At 72.2% G+C, this 17736-nt stretch carries 16 protein-coding genes; 7 read left to right on the plus strand and 9 right to left on the minus strand.

The window, feature by feature from the left end; all coding sequences use genetic code 11:
- From ACZ55U_RS13260 to ACZ55U_RS13270, 3 genes are read right to left on the minus strand one after another with little or no spacing between them, the layout of a single operon-like run.
- A complete protein-coding gene (locus ACZ55U_RS13260; RefSeq protein WP_465525648.1) occupies positions 1–825 on the minus strand; it encodes a carbohydrate ABC transporter permease in 825 nt (274 codons plus the stop codon).
- On the minus strand, positions 822–1736 hold the full coding sequence (locus tag ACZ55U_RS13265) for a carbohydrate ABC transporter permease (RefSeq protein ID WP_465525650.1): 915 nt from the start codon (positions 1734–1736) through the stop codon (positions 822–824). The genes ACZ55U_RS13260 and ACZ55U_RS13265 overlap by 4 nt, the downstream gene beginning before the upstream one ends.
- The gene (locus ACZ55U_RS13270) at positions 1726–3015 is read right to left on the minus strand and encodes an extracellular solute-binding protein (protein ID WP_465525652.1); all 1290 of its coding nucleotides are present in this window, start codon (positions 3013–3015) and stop codon (positions 1726–1728) included. Before ACZ55U_RS13270 ends, ACZ55U_RS13265 begins: the two co-directional genes overlap by 11 nt.
- A 197-nt stretch (positions 3016–3212) precedes the next feature.
- Here ACZ55U_RS13270 and ACZ55U_RS13275 point away from each other — a divergent pair, with 197 nt between their 5' ends.
- Together ACZ55U_RS13275 and ACZ55U_RS13280 are read left to right on the plus strand one after the other, a co-directional pair.
- The gene (locus ACZ55U_RS13275; protein ID WP_465525654.1) at positions 3213–4385 is read left to right on the plus strand and encodes a serine/threonine protein kinase; all 1173 of its coding nucleotides are present in this window, start codon (positions 3213–3215) and stop codon (positions 4383–4385) included.
- A 19-nt stretch (positions 4386–4404) separates the two neighbouring features.
- Complete coding sequence (locus tag ACZ55U_RS13280; RefSeq protein WP_465525656.1) at positions 4405–5154, plus strand: HAD family hydrolase; 750 nt, start codon at positions 4405–4407, stop codon at positions 5152–5154.
- Here ACZ55U_RS13280 and ACZ55U_RS13285 read toward each other — a convergent pair.
- Positions 5105–6550 (minus strand): N,N-dimethylformamidase beta subunit family domain-containing protein, encoded by a 1446-nt coding sequence (locus ACZ55U_RS13285; protein ID WP_465525658.1) that lies wholly within the window; start codon positions 6548–6550, stop codon positions 5105–5107. The genes ACZ55U_RS13280 and ACZ55U_RS13285 overlap by 50 nt on opposite strands.
- A gap of 240 nt (positions 6551–6790) precedes the next feature.
- On the opposite strand from ACZ55U_RS13285, the gene ACZ55U_RS13290 reads away from it, so the two are divergent.
- On the plus strand, positions 6791–7633 hold the full coding sequence (locus tag ACZ55U_RS13290) for a class I SAM-dependent methyltransferase (protein ID WP_465525660.1): 843 nt from the start codon (positions 6791–6793) through the stop codon (positions 7631–7633).
- A 31-nt stretch (positions 7634–7664) separates the two neighbouring features.
- Positions 7665–8432, plus strand: a complete 768-nt coding sequence (locus tag ACZ55U_RS13295; protein WP_465525662.1) for a GNAT family N-acetyltransferase — start codon at positions 7665–7667, stop codon at positions 8430–8432.
- Between the two features lie 24 nt (positions 8433–8456).
- Here the strand turns inward: ACZ55U_RS13295 and ACZ55U_RS13300 are convergent, their stop codons facing one another.
- Entirely contained in the window at positions 8457–9545 is a 1089-nt protein-coding gene (locus ACZ55U_RS13300) for a hypothetical protein (protein WP_465525664.1), read from the minus strand.
- Between the two features lie 115 nt (positions 9546–9660).
- Positions 9661–9951 carry a hypothetical protein gene (locus ACZ55U_RS13305; RefSeq protein WP_465525666.1) on the minus strand — a complete coding sequence of 97 codons (291 nt, stop codon included), beginning with the start codon at positions 9949–9951 and terminating at the stop codon, positions 9661–9663.
- Between the two features lie 289 nt (positions 9952–10240).
- Between ACZ55U_RS13305 and ACZ55U_RS13310 the strand changes: the two genes are divergently transcribed.
- Both ACZ55U_RS13310 and ACZ55U_RS13315 read left to right on the plus strand, forming a co-directional pair.
- Positions 10241–11566: a preATP grasp domain-containing protein gene (locus ACZ55U_RS13310; protein WP_465525668.1), complete on the plus strand. Its 1326-nt coding sequence runs from the start codon at positions 10241–10243 to the stop codon at positions 11564–11566.
- Positions 11567–11610: 44 nt separating this feature from the next.
- Entirely contained in the window at positions 11611–12657 is a 1047-nt protein-coding gene (locus tag ACZ55U_RS13315; RefSeq protein WP_465525670.1) for a quinone oxidoreductase family protein, read from the plus strand.
- Positions 12658–12708: 51 nt separating this feature from the next.
- On the opposite strand, the gene ACZ55U_RS13320 is transcribed toward ACZ55U_RS13315, so the two are convergent.
- The 3 genes from ACZ55U_RS13320 to ACZ55U_RS13330 are packed head-to-tail and all read right to left on the minus strand — an operon-like array spanning position 12709 to position 15424.
- On the minus strand, positions 12709–13239 hold the full coding sequence (locus ACZ55U_RS13320) for a MaoC family dehydratase (protein ID WP_363383895.1): 531 nt from the start codon (positions 13237–13239) through the stop codon (positions 12709–12711).
- 17 nt (positions 13240–13256) lie between these two features.
- Positions 13257–14492, minus strand: coding sequence for an 8-amino-7-oxononanoate synthase family protein (locus ACZ55U_RS13325; RefSeq protein ID WP_465525672.1), 1236 nt, complete (start codon positions 14490–14492; stop codon positions 13257–13259).
- Between the two features lie 2 nt (positions 14493–14494).
- Positions 14495–15424, minus strand: a complete 930-nt coding sequence (locus ACZ55U_RS13330; protein ID WP_465525674.1) for an HpcH/HpaI aldolase/citrate lyase family protein — start codon at positions 15422–15424, stop codon at positions 14495–14497.
- Positions 15425–15670: 246 nt separating this feature from the next.
- Between ACZ55U_RS13330 and ACZ55U_RS13335 the strand changes: the two genes are divergently transcribed.
- Positions 15671–17506: an nSTAND1 domain-containing NTPase gene (locus ACZ55U_RS13335; RefSeq protein WP_465525676.1), complete on the plus strand. Its 1836-nt coding sequence runs from the start codon at positions 15671–15673 to the stop codon at positions 17504–17506.
- The last annotated feature ends 230 nt before the right edge of the window (positions 17507–17736 follow it).

Here is a 17736-nt window from a genome sequence, read left to right on the forward strand (position 1 = left end):
TCAGCCCTTGACCGCGCCGGCGGCGAGGCCGGACGCGATCCTGCGCTGGACGATGAGGAAGAAGACCACCACGGGCAGGGCGGTCAGCGTGGCACCCGCCATGAGACCGCCGTAGTCGGTCCCGAAGCTGGTCTGGAAGGAGACCAGCCAGATGCTGACGGTCTGTTTCTTGGGGGTGGACAGCAGGACGTAGACAAGGACGTACTCGTTCCACGCCTGGACGAGCGCGAAGACCGAGGTGGCGACGATGCCGGGGGCGAGCAGCGGGAGGACGACCCGGCGGAACGCGCCGAGCCGGCCGCACCCGTCGACCATGGCGGCCTCCTCCAGCTCCACCGGTACCCCGGCGATGAAGCCGCGCAGCATCCACACCGTGAACGGCAGGGTGAACACCAGGTAGGTGATGATCACCCCGGCGATGCTGTCGGTCATCCCGACGTCGTTCAGCAGCAGGTACACCGGGATGATCAGGGCGGTGAGCGGGACCATCTGGACGACGAGGATCACCACCACGAACGCCCGGCGGCCCAGGAACCGGAAACGGGCCAGCGCGAAGGCCGCCAGGGTGCCGACGACCAGGGACACCAGCACGGTGCCGACGCCGATCAGGACGCTGGAGCGCACGTTGTCCCAGAAGGTCTCCGAGTTCAGGGCCCGGCTGAAGTTGGACAGGGTGGGCGTGCCCGGCCAGAAGTGCGGTGGCAGGCTCAGGATCTCGGTGGCCGGGCGGAACGCGGTGAGCACCATCCAGTAGACGGGGAAGCCGATCACCGCGGCCACGACCAGTCCGAGCAGGTCGTGGCCCAGCGACCGCCGTCGTCTCATTCGATCTCTCCCGTCCTGAGCATCTGGCGCAGGTAGACGACCGACCCGCCGAGCAGCAGCACGACGGTCACCAGCGCGATCGCGGCGCCGACGCTGTACCGGTTGACGGCGAACGACTCGATGAAGGAGTAGACGCCGAGCAGGTAGTACTCGCGCTCGGGCTGGCCGCCGCGCATGAGCCAGATCTGGTTGAAGACGCCGAAGTCCCAGATGGACATCAGCGTGGTGACCATGAGCAGGACCGGCCTGATCACGGGGATGGTGACGTGCCGGAAGACCTGGAACGGCCGGGCGCCGTCGAGCACCGCGGACTCCTCCAGCTCCGGCGGCACCTGCGCCAGCGCGGCCCGCAGGGTGATCGCCGCGAACGGCAGCGACCCCCAGACCACGACGGCGACGATGACGGAGAAGCCCTCCCACGGGTCGGTGAACCAGTTGTGCTTGGCCAGGTCGACCCCGGGAAGTCGGGAGAGCACCCAGTTCACCACGCCGTAGTCGGCGTCGAAGAGCCAGCGGAAGATCGACGCGGCGACCATCTCCGGCATCGCCCACACCGTGACCAGCACGCCGGCGATGACGGCGCGCACCCACGGGGAGACGCGGTGCATCAGCATCGCGGTGAACAGCCCGCAGACCACCGTCAGGGTGACGCAGACGGCGGTGAACAGCAGGGTGCGGAACACCACCGTCCAGAAGAAGCCGTCACCGAGGATCCGCCGGAACTGCTCCAGGCCGGCCCACGGCGGCGTCGCACCGCTGAACAGCTGTTCGCGGGTCATGTCCTGGAAGGCGAGCACGACCATGTCCACCAGTGGGTAGCCGAGGACGAGGACGAGCGCGATGACGGTCGGCCCGATCAGCAGGTACGGCAGCAGTGGTGACCGCCGCCGCCGGACCCGGTCACCGCTCATTGATCACGGCGTCGATCCGCTTGTCGGCGTCCTTGGCGGCGTCCTGCACCGAGGCCTTGCCGTTGGCGATCCGCTCCAGCATCTCGGGAAGGATGTTGGACTTCTCCACCGACGTCCAGCCGGGCGCGAACGGGGTCATCCAGCCGCCGGTCTGGGCCGCCTGGGCGGCCGGTCCGTTGATGCCGCCGGCGGCGACCTCGGCCATCTGGGTGGTGTTGTTGGGCAGGGTGTTGGCCGCGATCAGCGACTTCTGAGAGTCCCGGTCGGTGAACATCTTGATCCAGTCGTTGGCCAGGTCCTTGCGCGTGGACTTGGCCGGCACGGCCAGGGTGGAGCCGCCGAGGAACGGCGGCAGGAGCTTCCCGGACGGGCCGGGGAAGGGGAAGGTGCCGAACTTGCCCTTCAGCTTCGGGTCTCCGCCGGAGTTCGCGTCGGTGGCGGCGTCGGCCTCCCAGGTGTTGCCGTAGAAGACGCCGACGTGGCCCTGGCCGACGACGCCCGGCTCGTCGCTGTTGTCCTTGGCGCGGTCGCCGACGTAGTAGGTGTCGATCAGCCGCTTCCACTCGGTGAGACCGGCGACGGAGGCGGGGGAGGAGAGCGAGGACTTCCAGCGTCCGCCGTCCTTCACGGCGATCTCGCCGCCGGCGTCCTTCACGAAGGCCATGGCGGCGTACCAGTAGCGGCCGGGCATGTAGAAGGAGGAGAAGTTCGGGTCGCCGGCGCCGAAGGTGTTCTTCAACTTGTCGAGCGCGGAGGTCAGGTCGGCGTAGGTCTTCGGGGCGCCGGGGACGCCGGCCTGCTCGAAGAGGTCGGTGCGGTAGACACCGACCCGGGCTCCGACGTAGTAGGGCACGCAATAGGTCTTGCCGTCGTTGCGACAGGCGTCGGCCAGGGCCGGCAGCCAGGCGTCCGACTGGTCGTAGCGGGCCGGGTCGATCGGCGCGAAGGCGTTGTTGACGATGTAGTTGGTGGTCTCGCTGTTGCCCATCTCCACCACGTCGGGCACGTTCTTCCCGGCGAGGACGGCGTCCAGCTTCTGGTTCTTGGTCGGCCACTGCTGGTACTGGACCTCGACCCGGACACCGGGGTGCGCCTTGGTGAAACGGTCATTAGTGGACTGGACCAATTGTGGCCAACTCTCCTGGGCGTCCACGGCCAGCCAGACGGTCAGCTTGCCGCCCGAATCGGAGCCCGCGCCGGAGCCGCTGCTGCATCCGGCGGCGGCCAGGGACAGGAGTAACGCCAGTACAACAGGGCGACTGGACATGCGAATGGTCATGGGGGTCTCCAAGTTCGCTATGGGGGTGGTCTTCTGACTACCCATCTGATCACTCGCTGTTGCAGAGGTATAGACATTCGGCCGGAAGATGACGTTCGGCGTCCCACGGAGGATGCAACGCCTTGACGACTTCTGGGTCGCACGAGCAGGTTGGGCCTCTGCGATACCCACGTGACCCCGATTCGAAGGGCTTGTACGTGACCGAGCAGACGACTGCCGCGCCCGATGTGACTCCCGAGACCGAACGTCCGGTGCGGGTCAACGCCTGGAACGGGTGGGACCCGCTGCGCCATGTGATCGTCGGGCGCGCCGAGGGCACCGTGGTCCAGGCCCCCGAGCCCGCAGTCCGCCGGGACTACCCGGACGACGGCTTCCCGCTGGGCACCTTCGGCCCGATGCCCGAGGACATGGTCGCCGAGGCGGAGGAGCAGCTCGACAACTTCGCCGCGATGCTCCAGCGCCGCGGCATCAGGGTGGACCGCCCCACCCCGATCGACTTCAACCAGAAGGTCAGCACGCCCGACTGGACCCAGGACTCCATGTTCGGCTGCATGCCGCCCCGGGACATCCTGCTGACCGTCGGCAACGAGGTCCTGGAAGCGACCATGTCGTACCGCAGCCGCTGGCACGAGTACCTGGCCTACCGGCCGCTGCTGCAGAACCTGTTCGACTCCGACGAGAACATGCGCTGGGAGGCCGCCCCGAAGCCGAGGCTCACCGACGCCTCGTACAACACGGAGTTCTGGGACACCTACAACGACCTGCCGACGGAGGTGCAGCTGGCCCGGGTCCGCGACTACGACCTGGTGCTGACGGAGGCCGAGCCGCTGTTCGACGCCGCCGACGTCGCCCGCTTCGGCAAGGACCTGTTCGTCCAGCTGTCCTTCGTCACCAACAAGAGCGGCTACCAGTGGCTCAAGCGCCACTTCCCCGACCACCGGGTCCACGCCGTGACCTCCACCAACACCCATCCGCTGCACATCGACGCCACCTGGGTGCCGCTGCGCCCGGGGCTGGTGCTGCACTGCGGCGAGCGGCTGGCGGACGCCGAGCTGATGGAGTTCTTCCGGCTCAACGACTGGGAGATCATCGAGGCGGTGCAGCCCGCGAGCTGGGACCACCCGCCGAAGCTGTCGTTCTGCAGCCCGTGGCTCGCCGGCAACATGCTCAACCTCGACGAGAACACCCTGTGCATCGAGGAGAAGGAGGTCCGGCTCTCGGAGCAGCTGTCCTCCTACGGCTTCGAGATCGTGCCGGTGCCGTTCCGGGCGGTCGGGCCGTTCGGCGGCGGCCTGCACTGCGCGACGGTCGACATCGAGCGGGAGGGCACGCTCCAGGACTACTTCCCGCGCCGGCACGGCCGTTACTGAGGCCGGTCCGGTGTCCCGGGTGCTGGCGCCGGAGGTCCGTGCGGTCGTCTTCGACTTCTACGGGACGCTGGCGCGGATGGTCGAACCGCTGCCGCCCGATCACCGTGCGATCTTCGAACGCCGGGGCCTGTCCGCCCAGGGCGCCCGCTGGGGCGACCAGTGGGCGGTGGGCCCCGGCGAGGGGGAGGAGCACGCGGTCCACTCCGTCAGTGAACTCACCTACCACCGTTGGGAGTTGGAGAGGCTTCGGCGCAGGGCGCGGTCCTGTGGGGTGCCGGAGGGTGAGCTGGAGGGCCTGGTCGGGGAGATCGACCGGGCCATGAAGGCCGTCCGGCTGGAGCTGTTCGACGACGTCCGTCCCGTCCTCGGGGAGCTGCGTGACCGGGGGCTGCGGGTCGGGCTGTGCTCCAACTGGTTCTGGAACCTGGAGGACTGCGTCGAGGAGGTGGGCCTCGGCCCGGCGGTCGACTTCGTCGTCGGCTCCGCCCGGGCCGGGGCGCGCAAACCGCACCCGCTGATCTACCGGGTCCTGCTGGAGCGGTGCGCCCTGCCGCCCGGCGAGGTGCTGTTCGTCGGCGACATGTGGGCACCCGACGTCATCGGCCCGCTCGACGCCGGGATGCGCTCCGTCCACCTGTGCCGGCCGGACCCGGCGGTGCGCGGGTCCGAGCCGCCCCTGCCGAGCGGGGCGGTCCGGATCCGCGCACTGCGCGAGTTGCTCACGGACGCGCCGTACGGTGCCGCAGCCGCTCCAGGAGGTTGCGGGTGATCCGGACGACACCGGCGTCCTGCTCGTGACCGCACACCACCGGCCAGTCGGTGGTGCCCGCGGTGAACACGGTGCCGCCGGCGGTGTGGATCCCCATCGTCGCGGCCCTCGGGGAACGGCCCGGCTCACGGGCCGGGCCGTTCCAGTGGCTCCACTTGAAGTCGTGGAAGTCCTCGTGGACCGGTTCGAGGACGTGGATGCCGAGGATCAGGAACGAGTCCGGGGTGCCGTCCTCCCCGGTCGCGCGGGCGATCCCGTCGGCGTCCCGGGTGTAGGCGGCGCCGTCGCACTCGTACCCGATGAGCGCGGTGCCCGCGCCGAGCCGGTCGGGCTCCCCGCCGTCGGAGCCGTCGCGCAGCCCGGTGCCGGCGAAGACCCAGTGGTCGGCGTGCTGCACGGTGTACCCGTCGCGCGGACGGTCACCGGGCCATCCCTCGGCGCTCGCCCACATTCCGCCGTTGCGGAAACTCACCCCGGTGAGGGAGTTCTCCGGGCGGCCGACCCCGTCGGGCTGTGCCGGCCACCACTGGTCGGTCGCCGGAAGGTGCGGATACTCCTCTCCCACGTGGTGGTCGGTGTCGGAGACGAAGGCGGTGTTCCGGTCGGTCACGTGAATTCGCCACCAGCAGGTGTTGGCGCTCAGGAAGGCGATGTTCCCGCCGTCGCGGACGAATCGCTCGGCATGGGCGCGCATCGCGTCGCTCCAGTATTCGTCGTGGCCGACGCTGAGCAGCAGGCCGTACGAGGACAGGAGTTCCGGGTCCTCGTGGAGGTCGAGATCGGTGCAGAATTCGACCGGATATCCGTTGCGTTCCAGCCAGGCTATGAACGGGGCGTCCCAGTAGGCGAGATCGATGATTCCGCCAGGCCGGTGCAAACTCACCTTGTGGCCGCGGGGAGCGGCGTCCGGCAGGTACACGGGGTGGTCGTAGAGGCTGACGGCGCGCTCCTCGCCCGGGCGGTCGGAGCGGTTGTAGGCGTGCCGGGTGAAGGTCGACTTCTTGTAGAGGATCGTGGAGCGGCTGCCCGCCCGCTTCGGCCGGACGACGAAGAACTCGCGCGCGGGTCCCTCGACGGTCGAGGCGTCGAGCAGGGGAAGTCCGTCCTCCTCGACGAACTGGACCAGGAACATTCCCGGGGGCCAGTCCTCGGGCACCGGCAGGGTCAGCGGCGGCCAGCCCCAGTCGTCGGCGGGCGAGGCCCGGCCGGGGACGGCGTCGGGGTGCGGGGGCGGCAGGTGGAGCGAGCCCGGGTGCCAGCCCGTCTCCGCCACGAGCTCCAGCTCCCCGCCCAGCCGGTAGAACCTCAGCCGGAACCGGGGCGCGTCGGTGGAGACGTGGAGCGTCAGCACGCCCCCGGAGGTGACGCTTTCCCTGCCGAGATATCCCTCTATCATTCCGCCTCCCGATGGATGGGACCGATCGTCGAATACGCATTCTGGTCGATTGCGGCGAATTCGGCAGGGGTTCCCCGGATATGGCGGGACAATGCCGTGAACCGGTCATTCAGGGCCGCCTTTTCGGACAGGTGATCGGGTGGCCGGGTCCGTTCTCCGCGGGGTGGGTAGGCCGCAATCCGGCCGCGTCCGGCGGCCGGCGTGGAACCGTGGTTTTCCGGCTGTCGATGAGGGGTCCGCATGAGTCATGAATTCAGGGCACGGGAACTCGTCCTGGGGATCGAGGGGCTCGCGCTCCTGCGCAACGCCCTGGGCGGCGAGGAGAAGTTCCTCCAGGAGCGCGTCGAGGAGATCCGGCGGTTCGCCGCGGGCGACGAGAGCCTGCCGGACGGCGGGGTCGGCGTCAGCGAACTCGACGTCGCCGAGGGGTACGCCTCCTGGTCGGCGGTCTACGACTCGCTGCCCAACTCGTACATCGAGGTCGAGGAGCCCGTGCTGCACGGGATCCTCGACACCCTTCCGGTGGGCACCGCCCTCGACGCCGCCTGCGGCACCGGCCGTCAGACCGGCGCGCTCGTCGCCCGCGGCCACCGGACCATCGGCGTCGACCAGTCGCCGGAGATGCTGGCCAAGGCCCGCGAGCGCGCTCCGGAGGCCGAGTTCCGCTCCGGGCGCCTGGAGCACCTGCCGCTCGACGACGACTCGGTGGACCTCGCGGTCTGCTCGCTGGCCATGACGCACCTTGAGGACCTGTCGGCCGGGGTGGCCGAGCTGGCCCGGGTGGTGCGCCCCGGCGGTCGGATCCTGGTCTCGGACCTGCACCCGTTCGTCATCGCCCTCCAGGGACAGTGCGTCTTCGTGCACGGCTCCGAGCTGGCGTTCGTCCGCAACCACGTCCACTTGCCCGGGCAGTACCTGAAGGCGTTCACGGGAGCGGGGCTGCGGGTGCGGGCCCTCCACGAGCCGCTCTTCAACGGGCGCCTGGCGCCCGGTGGTTACGAGGAGTTCATCGCGGACGCGGCCCGGGCGGCCTGGGACGGGCTGCCGATCGTCATCGTCTGGGACGTCGAGGTCCCCGCGTAACCGCGGGATTCACAGGAGAGAGGACAACCCGATGGCCCTGGTCGTGGTGACCCACGCGGAGCGCCCCGAGCTGTGGGACAAGATGCCGGAGCGGTTCGCCGGCATCGTGCCCGAGTACAACCTGCACGGCGATGTGAACGACGACTTCTGGGACCGGCTGTTCGAGGACTTCCCCGAGTACCAGTTCGTCCTGTACGACGAGGAGCGCGAGGCGGTCGCGGGAGCCGGCCGCTCCCTGCCGCGCACCTGGGACGGCACGGCAGCCGACCTCGGCCCAGGACTGGACGACTCCATCGCCCGGGCGTTCGCGGACCGGGACGCCGGCCGGCCCGCCGGCGCGCTGGTCGCGCTGGGCATCGAGGTCGCGGAGGACTACCAGCGCAGAGGACTGTCCAGCCTGCTCCTCGGCGGGATGCACCGGGTGGCGCGGCAGGCCGGCCTGGACACCGTGCTGGTGCCGGTGCGGCCCACCTGGAAGGAGCGGTACCCGCTGGTGCCGATCGAACGGTACGCCGCCTGGCGGCGTGCGGACGGCGCCCCGTTCGACCCGTGGATCCGCACCCAGGTGGGCGTCGGCGGCACGGTCGCCGGCGCCTCGGAGCAGTCCTCCCGGATCACCGGGACGGTGGCCGAGTGGGAGCGGTGGACCGGCATCGACTACCCGGAGAGCGGCGACTACGTCTTCCCCGGTGGCCTCTCCCTGCTGCGGATCGACCGGGAGCGGGACCTCGGCGCGTACTGGGAGCCCGGGGTGTGGATCACCCACCCGGTCAAGCCGGAGGTGGGCCGGGTCTCGTAGTCCGCGTCGCGCGCCCGGCGGGACCTACGGGACCCGGTCCAGTCGCTCCCCGGCCCTGACGGCGGTCCACGCGAACGCGGCCATCAGCCGCACCTCCCGCGGGCCGGCCTCGGGACGGCGCTCGGGCGGCAGGCCGGCGGGTCCGGCGGTGGCCACCGCGGCGTCCCGCAGCCGGGCGAGGGACTCCGGCGGGACGTCGCCGGGTCCGCCCAGCCGGCGGGCGGCCCCGGCCGCCTGCCGGCCGAGCAGCAGGCAGTGGATCCACAGCTCCTCGGCGAAGCCGCGGCCGAACAGCCGGGCCACCTCCGACGCCAGGTCCTCCGGCATGCCGTCCGCCAGCGCGTCGAGCACCGTCCGCTCCTCCAGCCCGGTCATCGGCAGGGCGTCGCGCCAGCGGTGGTGGCCGCGCCCGCCGTCCGGACCGTTCTCCTGGCCGACCAGCCGGATGTAGCCCTCGCCGTAGCGCATGTAGGGGATCCAGCCCGGCTCCTCCAGGACCCGGCCCCGCTCCAGCAGCGGTGCGGCGTCGGCGGCGTCCACCGGGCAGACGGCGAGCCGGATGCCCTGGGTGGCATGGCCGTTGATGCTGCTGGTGCCGATGTGCTCGACCACGTTCGGCACGGCGATCAGGCTCATCCGGCCGCGCGCGCGGAAGAAGACGGACAGGAGTTCGTCGTCGTGCCGTTCCTCGCTGCCGGTGGCGAACTCGCGGAAGTCGTCCGCGGTGTCGACCGGCAGGCAGACGGCGAGCGAGGGGGTGAACTCGTCGGGCACCGCCCGTACCCAGGAGGCGCCCGCGAGCGCGGCGAGCCGGGAGGCGCCGCCGTTGCGCGCGTGCCAGTTGGTGTAGAACACCAGGGCCTCGTCGGGGAACCGGCCGGCCGCGCGGCCGACGAGCTCGACCATGTTCTCCGGCGCGGACACGTCGTCCTGGACGACGAGGTGGTGGCTCGCCCCGGCGCCCACCGCGGCCCAGGCGACCAGGGCCGTCAGCAGCGCCGACGGCGGGCCGTCCGGATCGGGATCCAGTGCCAGGCCGTCGAGGCCGAGGCGATCGGCCAGTTCCTGGGCCTGGGCCAGGCGTACCGGGTGGGTCATCACCGCTGAACTCACGTGTACCGTCCGCACCTTGGCTCTCCCTCGTCTCCGGGTCCTCGCGCCATGGTGGCAGGAGCAGCCCGGGGCGGAAAGGGCGTCAGGTGATCTTGCGCCACCCGTTTCGGCCAGGTCACGGCCAGTGGCGGCCCCTCCAGTGCGAGGTCGCGCGGGGCTCGCCGCCCGCTGTGAGGAGCACGTCGACGCGGTGCGGCCGCCCGCCGCCGTCCTCCACCGCCAGGTCGAGGGCCGGCCGCCGCTGGAGCAGCAGGGCGGCGAGCGAAGCCCAGCCGATCCCGACGAGCACGTCCACGCACAGCGCGGGTGCGAGCGGCACCCAGTCCCGGACGTGCACGGTCGCCACCGCGACCGCACCGAGCGCGGCGGCGACCGCGACAATGAGACAGCGAACGGCTCTCGGCATCCCGACCCTCCAGCGTGACCGACCACCCGGCAGCGCACCCGGCCGCTCGGAAGGAACAGTGAACTGTAGGACGGTGCCCGCTGTGACGACGCATTCAGGACAAGATTGGAGTAGACCAATTTTGATCGCTCGTCCAGGGCCGCCGGACCCTGCCCGCCCCCGGTCCGGCGCGACCGCCGGTTGTTCGCGGTTTAGTTCATTGACCGAGCGCCGAACGGGAACAACCCCGGGTGCGCTACACCGGTAGCACACGTCACATCAGCGCCGGACGCCGGGAGAGAGCAGCCAGATGACGACGCTCTGCATCGCGAACAACCGCACCGAGGAGATGATCGGGGACCTCACCGGGATGACGCCGCGGGAGCGGCTGGTCGCCGGGTGCGGGGCGCAGCGGATGCTCTGGTGGGCCGAGGACGGCGACGTCCTGGTGCTGCCCACGGGCCCCGACCCCGCGTACCTGGCCTATGTCACCGGGGTGACCGGTGTGCGGGCCGAGAGCCTGACCTTCGTGGTGCCGCCGCCGGGAGCCGGGGGCGACCAGGTGCTCACCGCCGACCGTTTGGCCGATTCCGGCTTCCGCCGGGAACTGCGCCGCGTCCTGGACGGGCGTACCGTCGACGAGGTGCTGCCGATCGTGCCGAACCGCGTGGTGGCCGAACTGGCGGAGGCGGTCGGGGTGGCGCACGCCCTGCCCGGCGCGTCCTTCGCCGCCCAGGGCGGCAACGCGCTGCTCAACAGCAAGGCGGGCTTCCGGGCGGTGGCCGCCGGTGTCGGCGTGCCGATCCCGCCCGGAACGGTGGCGGGCTCGCCCGCGGAGGTCGAGGCGGCGATCGAGCACCTGCTGGCGCGGGGGCACAGCGTGATGGTGAAGGTCGAGTACCAGGGAGGCGGCCTCGGCAACGAGATCCTCGCCCGGGACGAGCGGGTGACGGCGATCGGAGCCGAGCGGGTGGTGCGGCTGCCGGACCGGGCGGCGGTCGCCGGGTACGTGGCCGAGCGGTGGACCTGGCTGACCGGCGGACGAGGCCAACGGGTGGTGGTGGAGCGGTACTTCGCCGACTCCGCGCCGCTGTACGCCCAGTTCCTCATCGACGACGAGGCGGCGCGGCCGGTCGGCTGCGGCGAGATGATCATGCGGCCGGTGGTGGTCGGGGAGATCACCCCGGCGGTCACCCCGGACGCCGGGGTCCGGGCCGAACTCGTCGCCGAGGCGGCCCGGTTGTGCGAGGCGCTGCGGGTGATCGGCTACCGGGGCACGCTCAGCGCGGACGCCGTGCTGACCCCGAAGGGCGAGATCTACTTCCACGAGACCAACGCGCGGCTCACCGGCTCCAGCTTCCCGCTCGACGTCGTCCTCGGCCGCCTGCTGCGCGAGGAGCACCGCGGCTCGCGCCACGTGCTGGAGCTCGCGGGCCCCGCGGTGCCCCCCTTCGCGGAGGCCCTGGCGGCCCTGGTCGCGGCCGGGCTGGCCTTCGACCCGGCGGCCGGCACCGGCGTGCTGTTCAGCTGCGACCTCGGGCCCGCCAACGGCACGGTGACGTACTGCGCGGTCGCCGAGACCCCGGAGGCCGTCCGCGCCCTGGAGGACGCGCTGCTCGCGCTGTTCGCCGGATGAGGCCCGGGACGGGCGTGAACCGGGCGGGCGTGGACGGGACGGACATGGACGGAGCGGACGTGGACAGGGCGGACGTGGACAGGGCGGACGTGGACAGGGCGGACACCGGAGAGGCGGAGACGGACATGGGCGGCAGCGGGGTGCGCGCGTTGGTGATCCACCGCTACGGCGGTCCGGAGGAGCTGCGCGTCGAGACGGTGCCCGAACCGCAGGCCGGCCCCGGCCGGGTGCTGGTCGACGTGACCCTGGCCGGGCTCAACTACGCCGACCTGGAGTGCCGCACCGGCGAGTACCTGCGCTTCCCGCTGCCGGCGGTGCTCGGCATCGACGTGGTCGGGCGCCGCCGCGAGGACGGCCGCCGGGTCGTCGCGCTGCTGCGCACCGGCGGCGGGTACGCCCGGGTGGCCGCACCCGAGGCGGCGCACACGGTGGAGGTGCCGGACGGGGTGAGCGACGAACAGGCGCTCGGGTTGCTGGAGCAGGGGGCGACGGCCTACGGTGCGCTGGCCCTGGCGGGGCGGCTGCGGCCGGGCGAGGCCGTCGCGGTGACGGCGGCCGCGGGCGGGGTCGGGCACCTGGCCGTGCAGTTGGCCAGGGAACTGGGCGCGGGCCGGGTGGTCGCCCTGGCCTCCACCCCGGAGAAGCGGGAGTTCGTCCGTTCGCTGGGCGCCGACGCCGCCTTCGATCCCGAGGACCCCGACCTGGCCGCGCGACTCGCCGAGGGAGGCGGACTGGACCTGTTCCTCGACTCGGTCGGCGGCCCGGTGCTGCACGCCGGACTGGCCGCGCTGGCCCCGTTCGGGCGGCTGGTGTCGGTCGGGGCCCGGGAGGGGGTGGAGGACGGCTTCACGATGGGCGAGCTGACCGAGCGCTCGGCGGGCGCGCAGGGCTTCTGGCTCAAGCACGTCCTGGCCGACCGGAAGCTGTTCGAGGACGTCGCCGACCACCTGTTCCGGCTCTCCGCCGAGCGGCGGCTGGTGGCGCGGATCGACCGGACCGTCCCGCTGTCCGGGGTGGCCGGCGCGCACCGGGCGATGGCCGCGCGGCAGACGGTGGGCAAGGTGCTGGTGGACGTCCGCCGCGAGGAGTGAACGCACCGCGGGGAGGGGCGGTGAGCCCCTCCCCGCGAAGTTGACGGCCTGTCAGTACCCGGCGACCTCGTCCAGCCCGTGGCCGCGCAGCGGGACGAGGAAGCTGCGCTCGAACACCACCACGGCCTCGCCGGTGGACTTCGTCCCGGTGGTGCGGCAGCGGACGATGCCCTGCCCGGCGCGGCTCTTGGACAGCCGCTTGGCGAGGGTCTCGGTCTCCGCGTAGAGGGTGTCGCCGGCGAACACCGGGTGGGTCATACGGATGTTCTCCCAGCCCAGGTTGGCGATGGTGCGCCCGCTCGTCGACCGGGCGGTCATCCCGCCGACGATGCTGAGCGTCACCAGGCTGGAGACGATCGGCTTGCCCCAGGGGGTGTGCTCGCTGTAGGCGGCGTCGATGTGCAGCGGGGCGTCGTTCATGCTCAGCATGCTCATCAGCACGTTGTCGAGTTCGGTGACCGTCCGTCCGGGGCGGTGCTCGACCACCTCGCCGACCTCGAACTCCTCGTAGTAGCGCCCGACCACCTCGCGGTAGCGGCGCTCGCCGATCCGCCGGTACCCGGCGGGTTCGGTCGCGTCCATGCGGCTGCTCCCAGGTCCTAGAGGTCGGCGGTGAGTTCCTTGACGTGACCGGCGAACTCGCGGATCAGCCGCTCGTCCATGTCGGCGCGCATCATCAGCCGGAGCCCGGCCTCGCCCTTGGGCACGATCGGGAAGAACACCGCCGAGCTGTAGAAGCCGCGCTCGAACAACTGGGCGGACAGCTTGACCGCGCGCTCGGCCTCCCCGACGTCGACCCGGCGCACCGGCAGGCCGTTGCCCGCGAAGGTGGTCGGCAGCAGTTCGTCGAAGAGCTCGATGTTCTTCTTCAACCTGCCCTGGAGTTCCGCCAGTTCGGGGGAGCGGTGGATGGCGGCGCTGGCCAGTGAGGCGCCGACCAGCGGCAGCGGGATGTTCTGCGACCAGCCGACCGGGCCGGCGTGCCGGTGCAGGAACTCGAACTGCTCGCGGTTGCCGAGCATCGCGATGCCGCCGCTGGTGCCGAAGCCCTTGCCGAGGCTGGTGGTGATCACCGTCAGCGGGTTCATCTCCAGCCGGGAGCGGACGAAGCCCTCGCCGTGCTCGCCGGTGATGGACAGCGAGTGGGAGTCGTCGATGTAGAGGAACAGCCCGTAGCGGTCCTGGAGTTCGAGTAGCCCGTCGAGGGCCGCGGTGCCGCCCATCGAGTACGCGCCGTCGGCCACGTAGGCGACCCGGGGGTACTTGCGGCAGACGTCCTCCAGGTAGTTCAGGTCGTTGTGCGGGCAGTTGAGCACCAGCGACTCGTCCGCGCAGATCGGCTTCACGTAGGCCATGCAGAAGTGGCAGAAGCGGTCGAAGACCATCACCCGGGGCCCGCCGCCGCCCTGGCAGGTGCCGTCCAGGTGGCCTGAGGCGATCAGCGGCAGGATGCCGGCGGTGAGCGAGGTACAGGAGGCCCCGGGCAGGACGTGGGCGCCGAACAGCTCGCCGAGCTCCTCCTCCAGCCGTACCAGCAGGTTGTGCCGGATCCGGGTGGTGGAGATCACCAGCGAGGTGGTGCGGGACTCGGTCAGCGCGTCCACCGCGCCGGCCAGGACGGCGGGGTGGTCGTTCAGGCCCAGGTACGAGCAGGAGACCATGTTGGCGAACTCGTGGCCGGTCTCGCGGACGACCAGCCGGTTGTTGGACTCGGAGTCCGCGGTGATGCCGATCAGGCCGTTGGCGGCGGCCGCCTGCCAGACCGGGTCGGCGGTGGCCAGCATGGCCTCGGCGTTGCGGTACCGGCGGGGGCCGAGGATGGATTCTTCGGTCATCGTCACTTCTCCGTCGCGTGGCTCGGTGGGTCGGTGGGTGTTTGGTCCCGGGCGTCGTGCGAGCGCTCCGGTCGGGGCCGGTCGTCGGGCCGGGGCGGGTCGAACTGCTCGATCAGGCGCTGGGAGGCCTCGAAGAACGGCATGCCGACCATCACCCCGTCCACGACGGTGACCGATCGGCCGTTCTCCAGCCCCGCCGCGACGACGCGGCGGGCACGTTCCAGGAGCGCCTCGTCCGGGCTGAACGTCTCGTTGATCAGCGGGAGTTGGCGCGGGTGGACGGCGATCTTGCCGCTGAACCCGAAGTCCCGGGCGAGCTGGGCCTCCCGGCGCAGCCCCGCGAGGTCGGTCACCTCGAAGAAGGGCGCGTCCATCGCCTCCACCCCCGCGGCGCGGGCGCTGTTGACCACCCGGGCGCGGGCGTGGGCCAGGGCCTCCCAGGAGAGCCGGGCGCCGACCGCGAAGGCGTAGTCGGCCGAGCCGAAGACCAGCCCGCGCAGCCGGTGCCCGGCGGCCGCGATGGCGGGTGCGCGCTCGATGCCCAGCGGGGTCTCCACGACGGCCAGGAACTCCGTCCCGGGGCAGTGCGCGCCGAGCGCGCCGGCGGCGATCTCGATGTCCCGGGGGGACTCCGCCATCGGGATCAGCACCAGGTCCGGCTTGACGCGGTAGCGGGTGATGGCGATCAGGTCGCACAGGCCGTCCGGCCCGGAGAGCGTGTTGATCCGCACCGCGCTGCGCGCGAGCTTGGTGGACGGGAGGGCGAAGAACTCCTCGGCGAGCCGGCGGGCCTCCTCCTTCAGGGCGGGTGGGACCGAATCCTCCAGATCGACCATGGCGATGTCGGCCCCGGACTGGTGGCTCTTGGTGTACCGCTCCACCGCCATCGCGGGTGTGGACAGGAGGGAACGGCAGTACCGCGTGAACCTCATGGATGTCTCCGAAGTCAGCGAAGGCTGCGGGTTCCGGTTCTATCCCACCGGCATTGTTCGGCGCCGTGCGAGTGGACATTGAACAACAACTCGGAACAACCGGCACGTCCGCCCCATTGTTTGACGCCAACGGAGGTGTGCATGATGAATCAACGGGGGGGATGGACGCGGGCACGCGCGGCGCGTGTGACGCGTGGGAGGAAAGGTATTTCGGGGGACACCGCTTCACCGGAGAAGGGGGCCGTCGTGCCGCGTCGGGAAAGTCCACTGGACCCTGGGGACGGGCCGCTGCTGCGTTTCGCGGGTGATCTGAGGGCCCTGCGGGAGCGCGCCGGGAGCCCGCCGTACCGGCAACTCGCCCTCCGGGCCCACTGCTCGGCGGCCAGCCTGTCGGTGGCCGCGGGCGGACGGCGGCTGCCCAGCCTCGCCGTCACCCTCGCCTACGTGCAGGCCTGCGACGGGGACGTGCCGGAGTGGCGGCACCGCTGGCAGCTGCTCGCCGCCGAACTGGCGGCCGGGGCCGCGGCCCGGCGGCGCGCCCAGGACGCCGGACGGGCGCCCTACCCGGGCGCGGCCGCGTTCGAGGCGGCCGACGCCGAGCGGTTCTTCGGCCGCGAGGCGCTGCTGGAGCGGCTGGTCGCTCTGCTGGCCGAACGACGGCTGGTGATCCTCTCCGGGCCGTCCGGGGCGGGCAAGTCCTCGCTGGTCAGGGCCGGCCTGCTGGCCCGGCTCGACGGGCGTCTGGCCGCCGGTGCGGCCGCCGGGAGAACCGGGGCCGGGGGCGGGGCGGGCCGGCCCCCGGCCGACGGCGGGGTGCCGGTGGCGCTGCTGACTCCCGGTGAACGGCCGATGGAGGCGTACGCGCTGGCGCTCGCCCGGCTCGGGCAGCGGGCCGGGGAGGCGACGCGCGGTGCCGGGCCGACGGCCGGGGAGCCGGTGCTGGTGGTGGACCAGGGGGAGCAGCTGCACACCCGCTGCGGGGACGCCGCCGAGCGGGCGCGGTTCCTGGACGCGCTGGTGGCGACCGCCGCCGGCGCTCCGGGCGGGGCGGCGCAGGGGCTCGCGGTGCCGGCGCCGGCCCGCTGCCGGGTGGTGCTGGTGGTCCGCTCGGACCAGTGCGGGCGGCTGCTGGCCGAGCACCCGGGGCTGGCCGAGGCCGGCCGGCACGGGGTGCTGACGGTGGGGCGCCCGGCGCCGGACGAGCTGCGGCGGGCGATCACCGAACCGGCGCTGCGGTCCGGCTGTACGGTCGAGGGCGCCCTGCTGGCCGTCCTGATCTCGACCGTCGCGCAGCAGCCGGGTGCGCTCCCGCTGGTGTCCGCGGCCCTGCTGGAGACCTGGCGGCGGCGCAGCGGCAACGCCCTCACCCTGGCCGGTTTCCAGGCCACCGGAGGGTTCGAGGGCGCGCTGGCCCGGACGGCGGAGGCGCTGTACAACGGCCTGGACGCCCCCGACCGGGCCCGGGCGCAGGCGGTGTTCCTGCGGCTGGGCGGGGAGTTGCTCGGCGCCGGCGAGAAGGCCGCCGGTGAGAGCGCCGTCGCCGGTGCGGCGGCGGTGGGCGGCGTCCTGACGCCCGGCGGCGAGCTGGTGCCGGGCGGCGACGAGGGCACCCGAAGGCCGGTGCGGCGGGCGGAGTTCGACGACCCGGGCGTCCCCGAGGTGCTGGAACGGCTGGTCCGGGCACGGCTGGTGGTGGTGGACCGGAACACCGTCGAACTGTCCCACCAGGCGCTGGCGCAGGCCTGGCCCAGGCTGCGCGGCTGGCTGGCGGAGGGCCGCGAGGCGCTGGGGGAGCAGCTGCGGCTGACCACGGCCGCGCGGGGCTGGGCGGCGGCCGACCGGGATCCTGAACTGCTCTACCGGGGCGTGCGGTTGGAGGAGCTGATGCGCAGGGTGACGGCGGGCGAGCTGGCCGCGGCCGGGGTCGAGCGCGCCTTCCTGGCGGCCTCGGCCCGGGCCGTCGTCGCCGACCGGCGCCGGGCGCAGCGCCAGAACCTGGCGGTGGCCGGGGTCGCCGCGGCGGGCGGGGCGCTGCTGGCCCTGGCGGGCGGCAGCCGGATCCGCCGGGCCTGGCGGTGGTGAACACCGGTCCGCCGGAAGAGGGTTGATCGGCGTCGGAACGACGGCTTCGAACAACGGCGGGATCGACGGCCCATTCGGTGCCGATCACGCTCTCCACCGCCGTCGGTCATTCGGGTGGGATCGATGCCGGTCCCGCCCTCGAATGGCGAATTCCGGTGCCCGGCCGGTGATTTCCGCTACACCACGGCCGTCCGGAGGCGGACCGGTGAATGCCGCATTCCGATATCCCT

The organism is Kitasatospora sp. NPDC034533, assembly GCF_055575155.1.

Bases quoted from the DNA above. Each gene is read 5' to 3' on its own strand.
- ACZ55U_RS13330 (WP_465525674.1), bottom strand. From the start codon at position 15,424: ATGAGGTTCACGCGGTACTGCCGTTCCCTCCTGTCCACACCCGCGATG.
- ACZ55U_RS13325 (WP_465525672.1), bottom strand. From the start codon at position 14,492: ATGACCGAAGAATCCATCCTCGGCCCCCGCCGGTACCGCAACGCCGAG.
- ACZ55U_RS13315 (WP_465525670.1), top strand. From the start codon at position 11,611: ATGGACGGAGCGGACGTGGACAGGGCGGACGTGGACAGGGCGGACGTG.
- ACZ55U_RS13265 (WP_465525650.1), bottom strand. From the start codon at position 1,736: ATGAGCGGTGACCGGGTCCGGCGGCGGCGGTCACCACTGCTGCCGTAC.
- ACZ55U_RS13295 (WP_465525662.1), top strand. From the start codon at position 7,665: ATGGCCCTGGTCGTGGTGACCCACGCGGAGCGCCCCGAGCTGTGGGAC.
- ACZ55U_RS13305 (WP_465525666.1), bottom strand. From the start codon at position 9,951: ATGCCGAGAGCCGTTCGCTGTCTCATTGTCGCGGTCGCCGCCGCGCTC.
- ACZ55U_RS13320 (WP_363383895.1), bottom strand. From the start codon at position 13,239: ATGGACGCGACCGAACCCGCCGGGTACCGGCGGATCGGCGAGCGCCGC.
- ACZ55U_RS13290 (WP_465525660.1), top strand. From the start codon at position 6,791: ATGAGTCATGAATTCAGGGCACGGGAACTCGTCCTGGGGATCGAGGGG.
- ACZ55U_RS13310 (WP_465525668.1), top strand. From the start codon at position 10,241: ATGACGACGCTCTGCATCGCGAACAACCGCACCGAGGAGATGATCGGG.
- ACZ55U_RS13270 (WP_465525652.1), bottom strand. From the start codon at position 3,015: ATGACCATTCGCATGTCCAGTCGCCCTGTTGTACTGGCGTTACTCCTG.
- ACZ55U_RS13285 (WP_465525658.1), bottom strand. From the start codon at position 6,550: ATGATAGAGGGATATCTCGGCAGGGAAAGCGTCACCTCCGGGGGCGTG.
- ACZ55U_RS13260 (WP_465525648.1), bottom strand. From the start codon at position 825: ATGAGACGACGGCGGTCGCTGGGCCACGACCTGCTCGGACTGGTCGTG.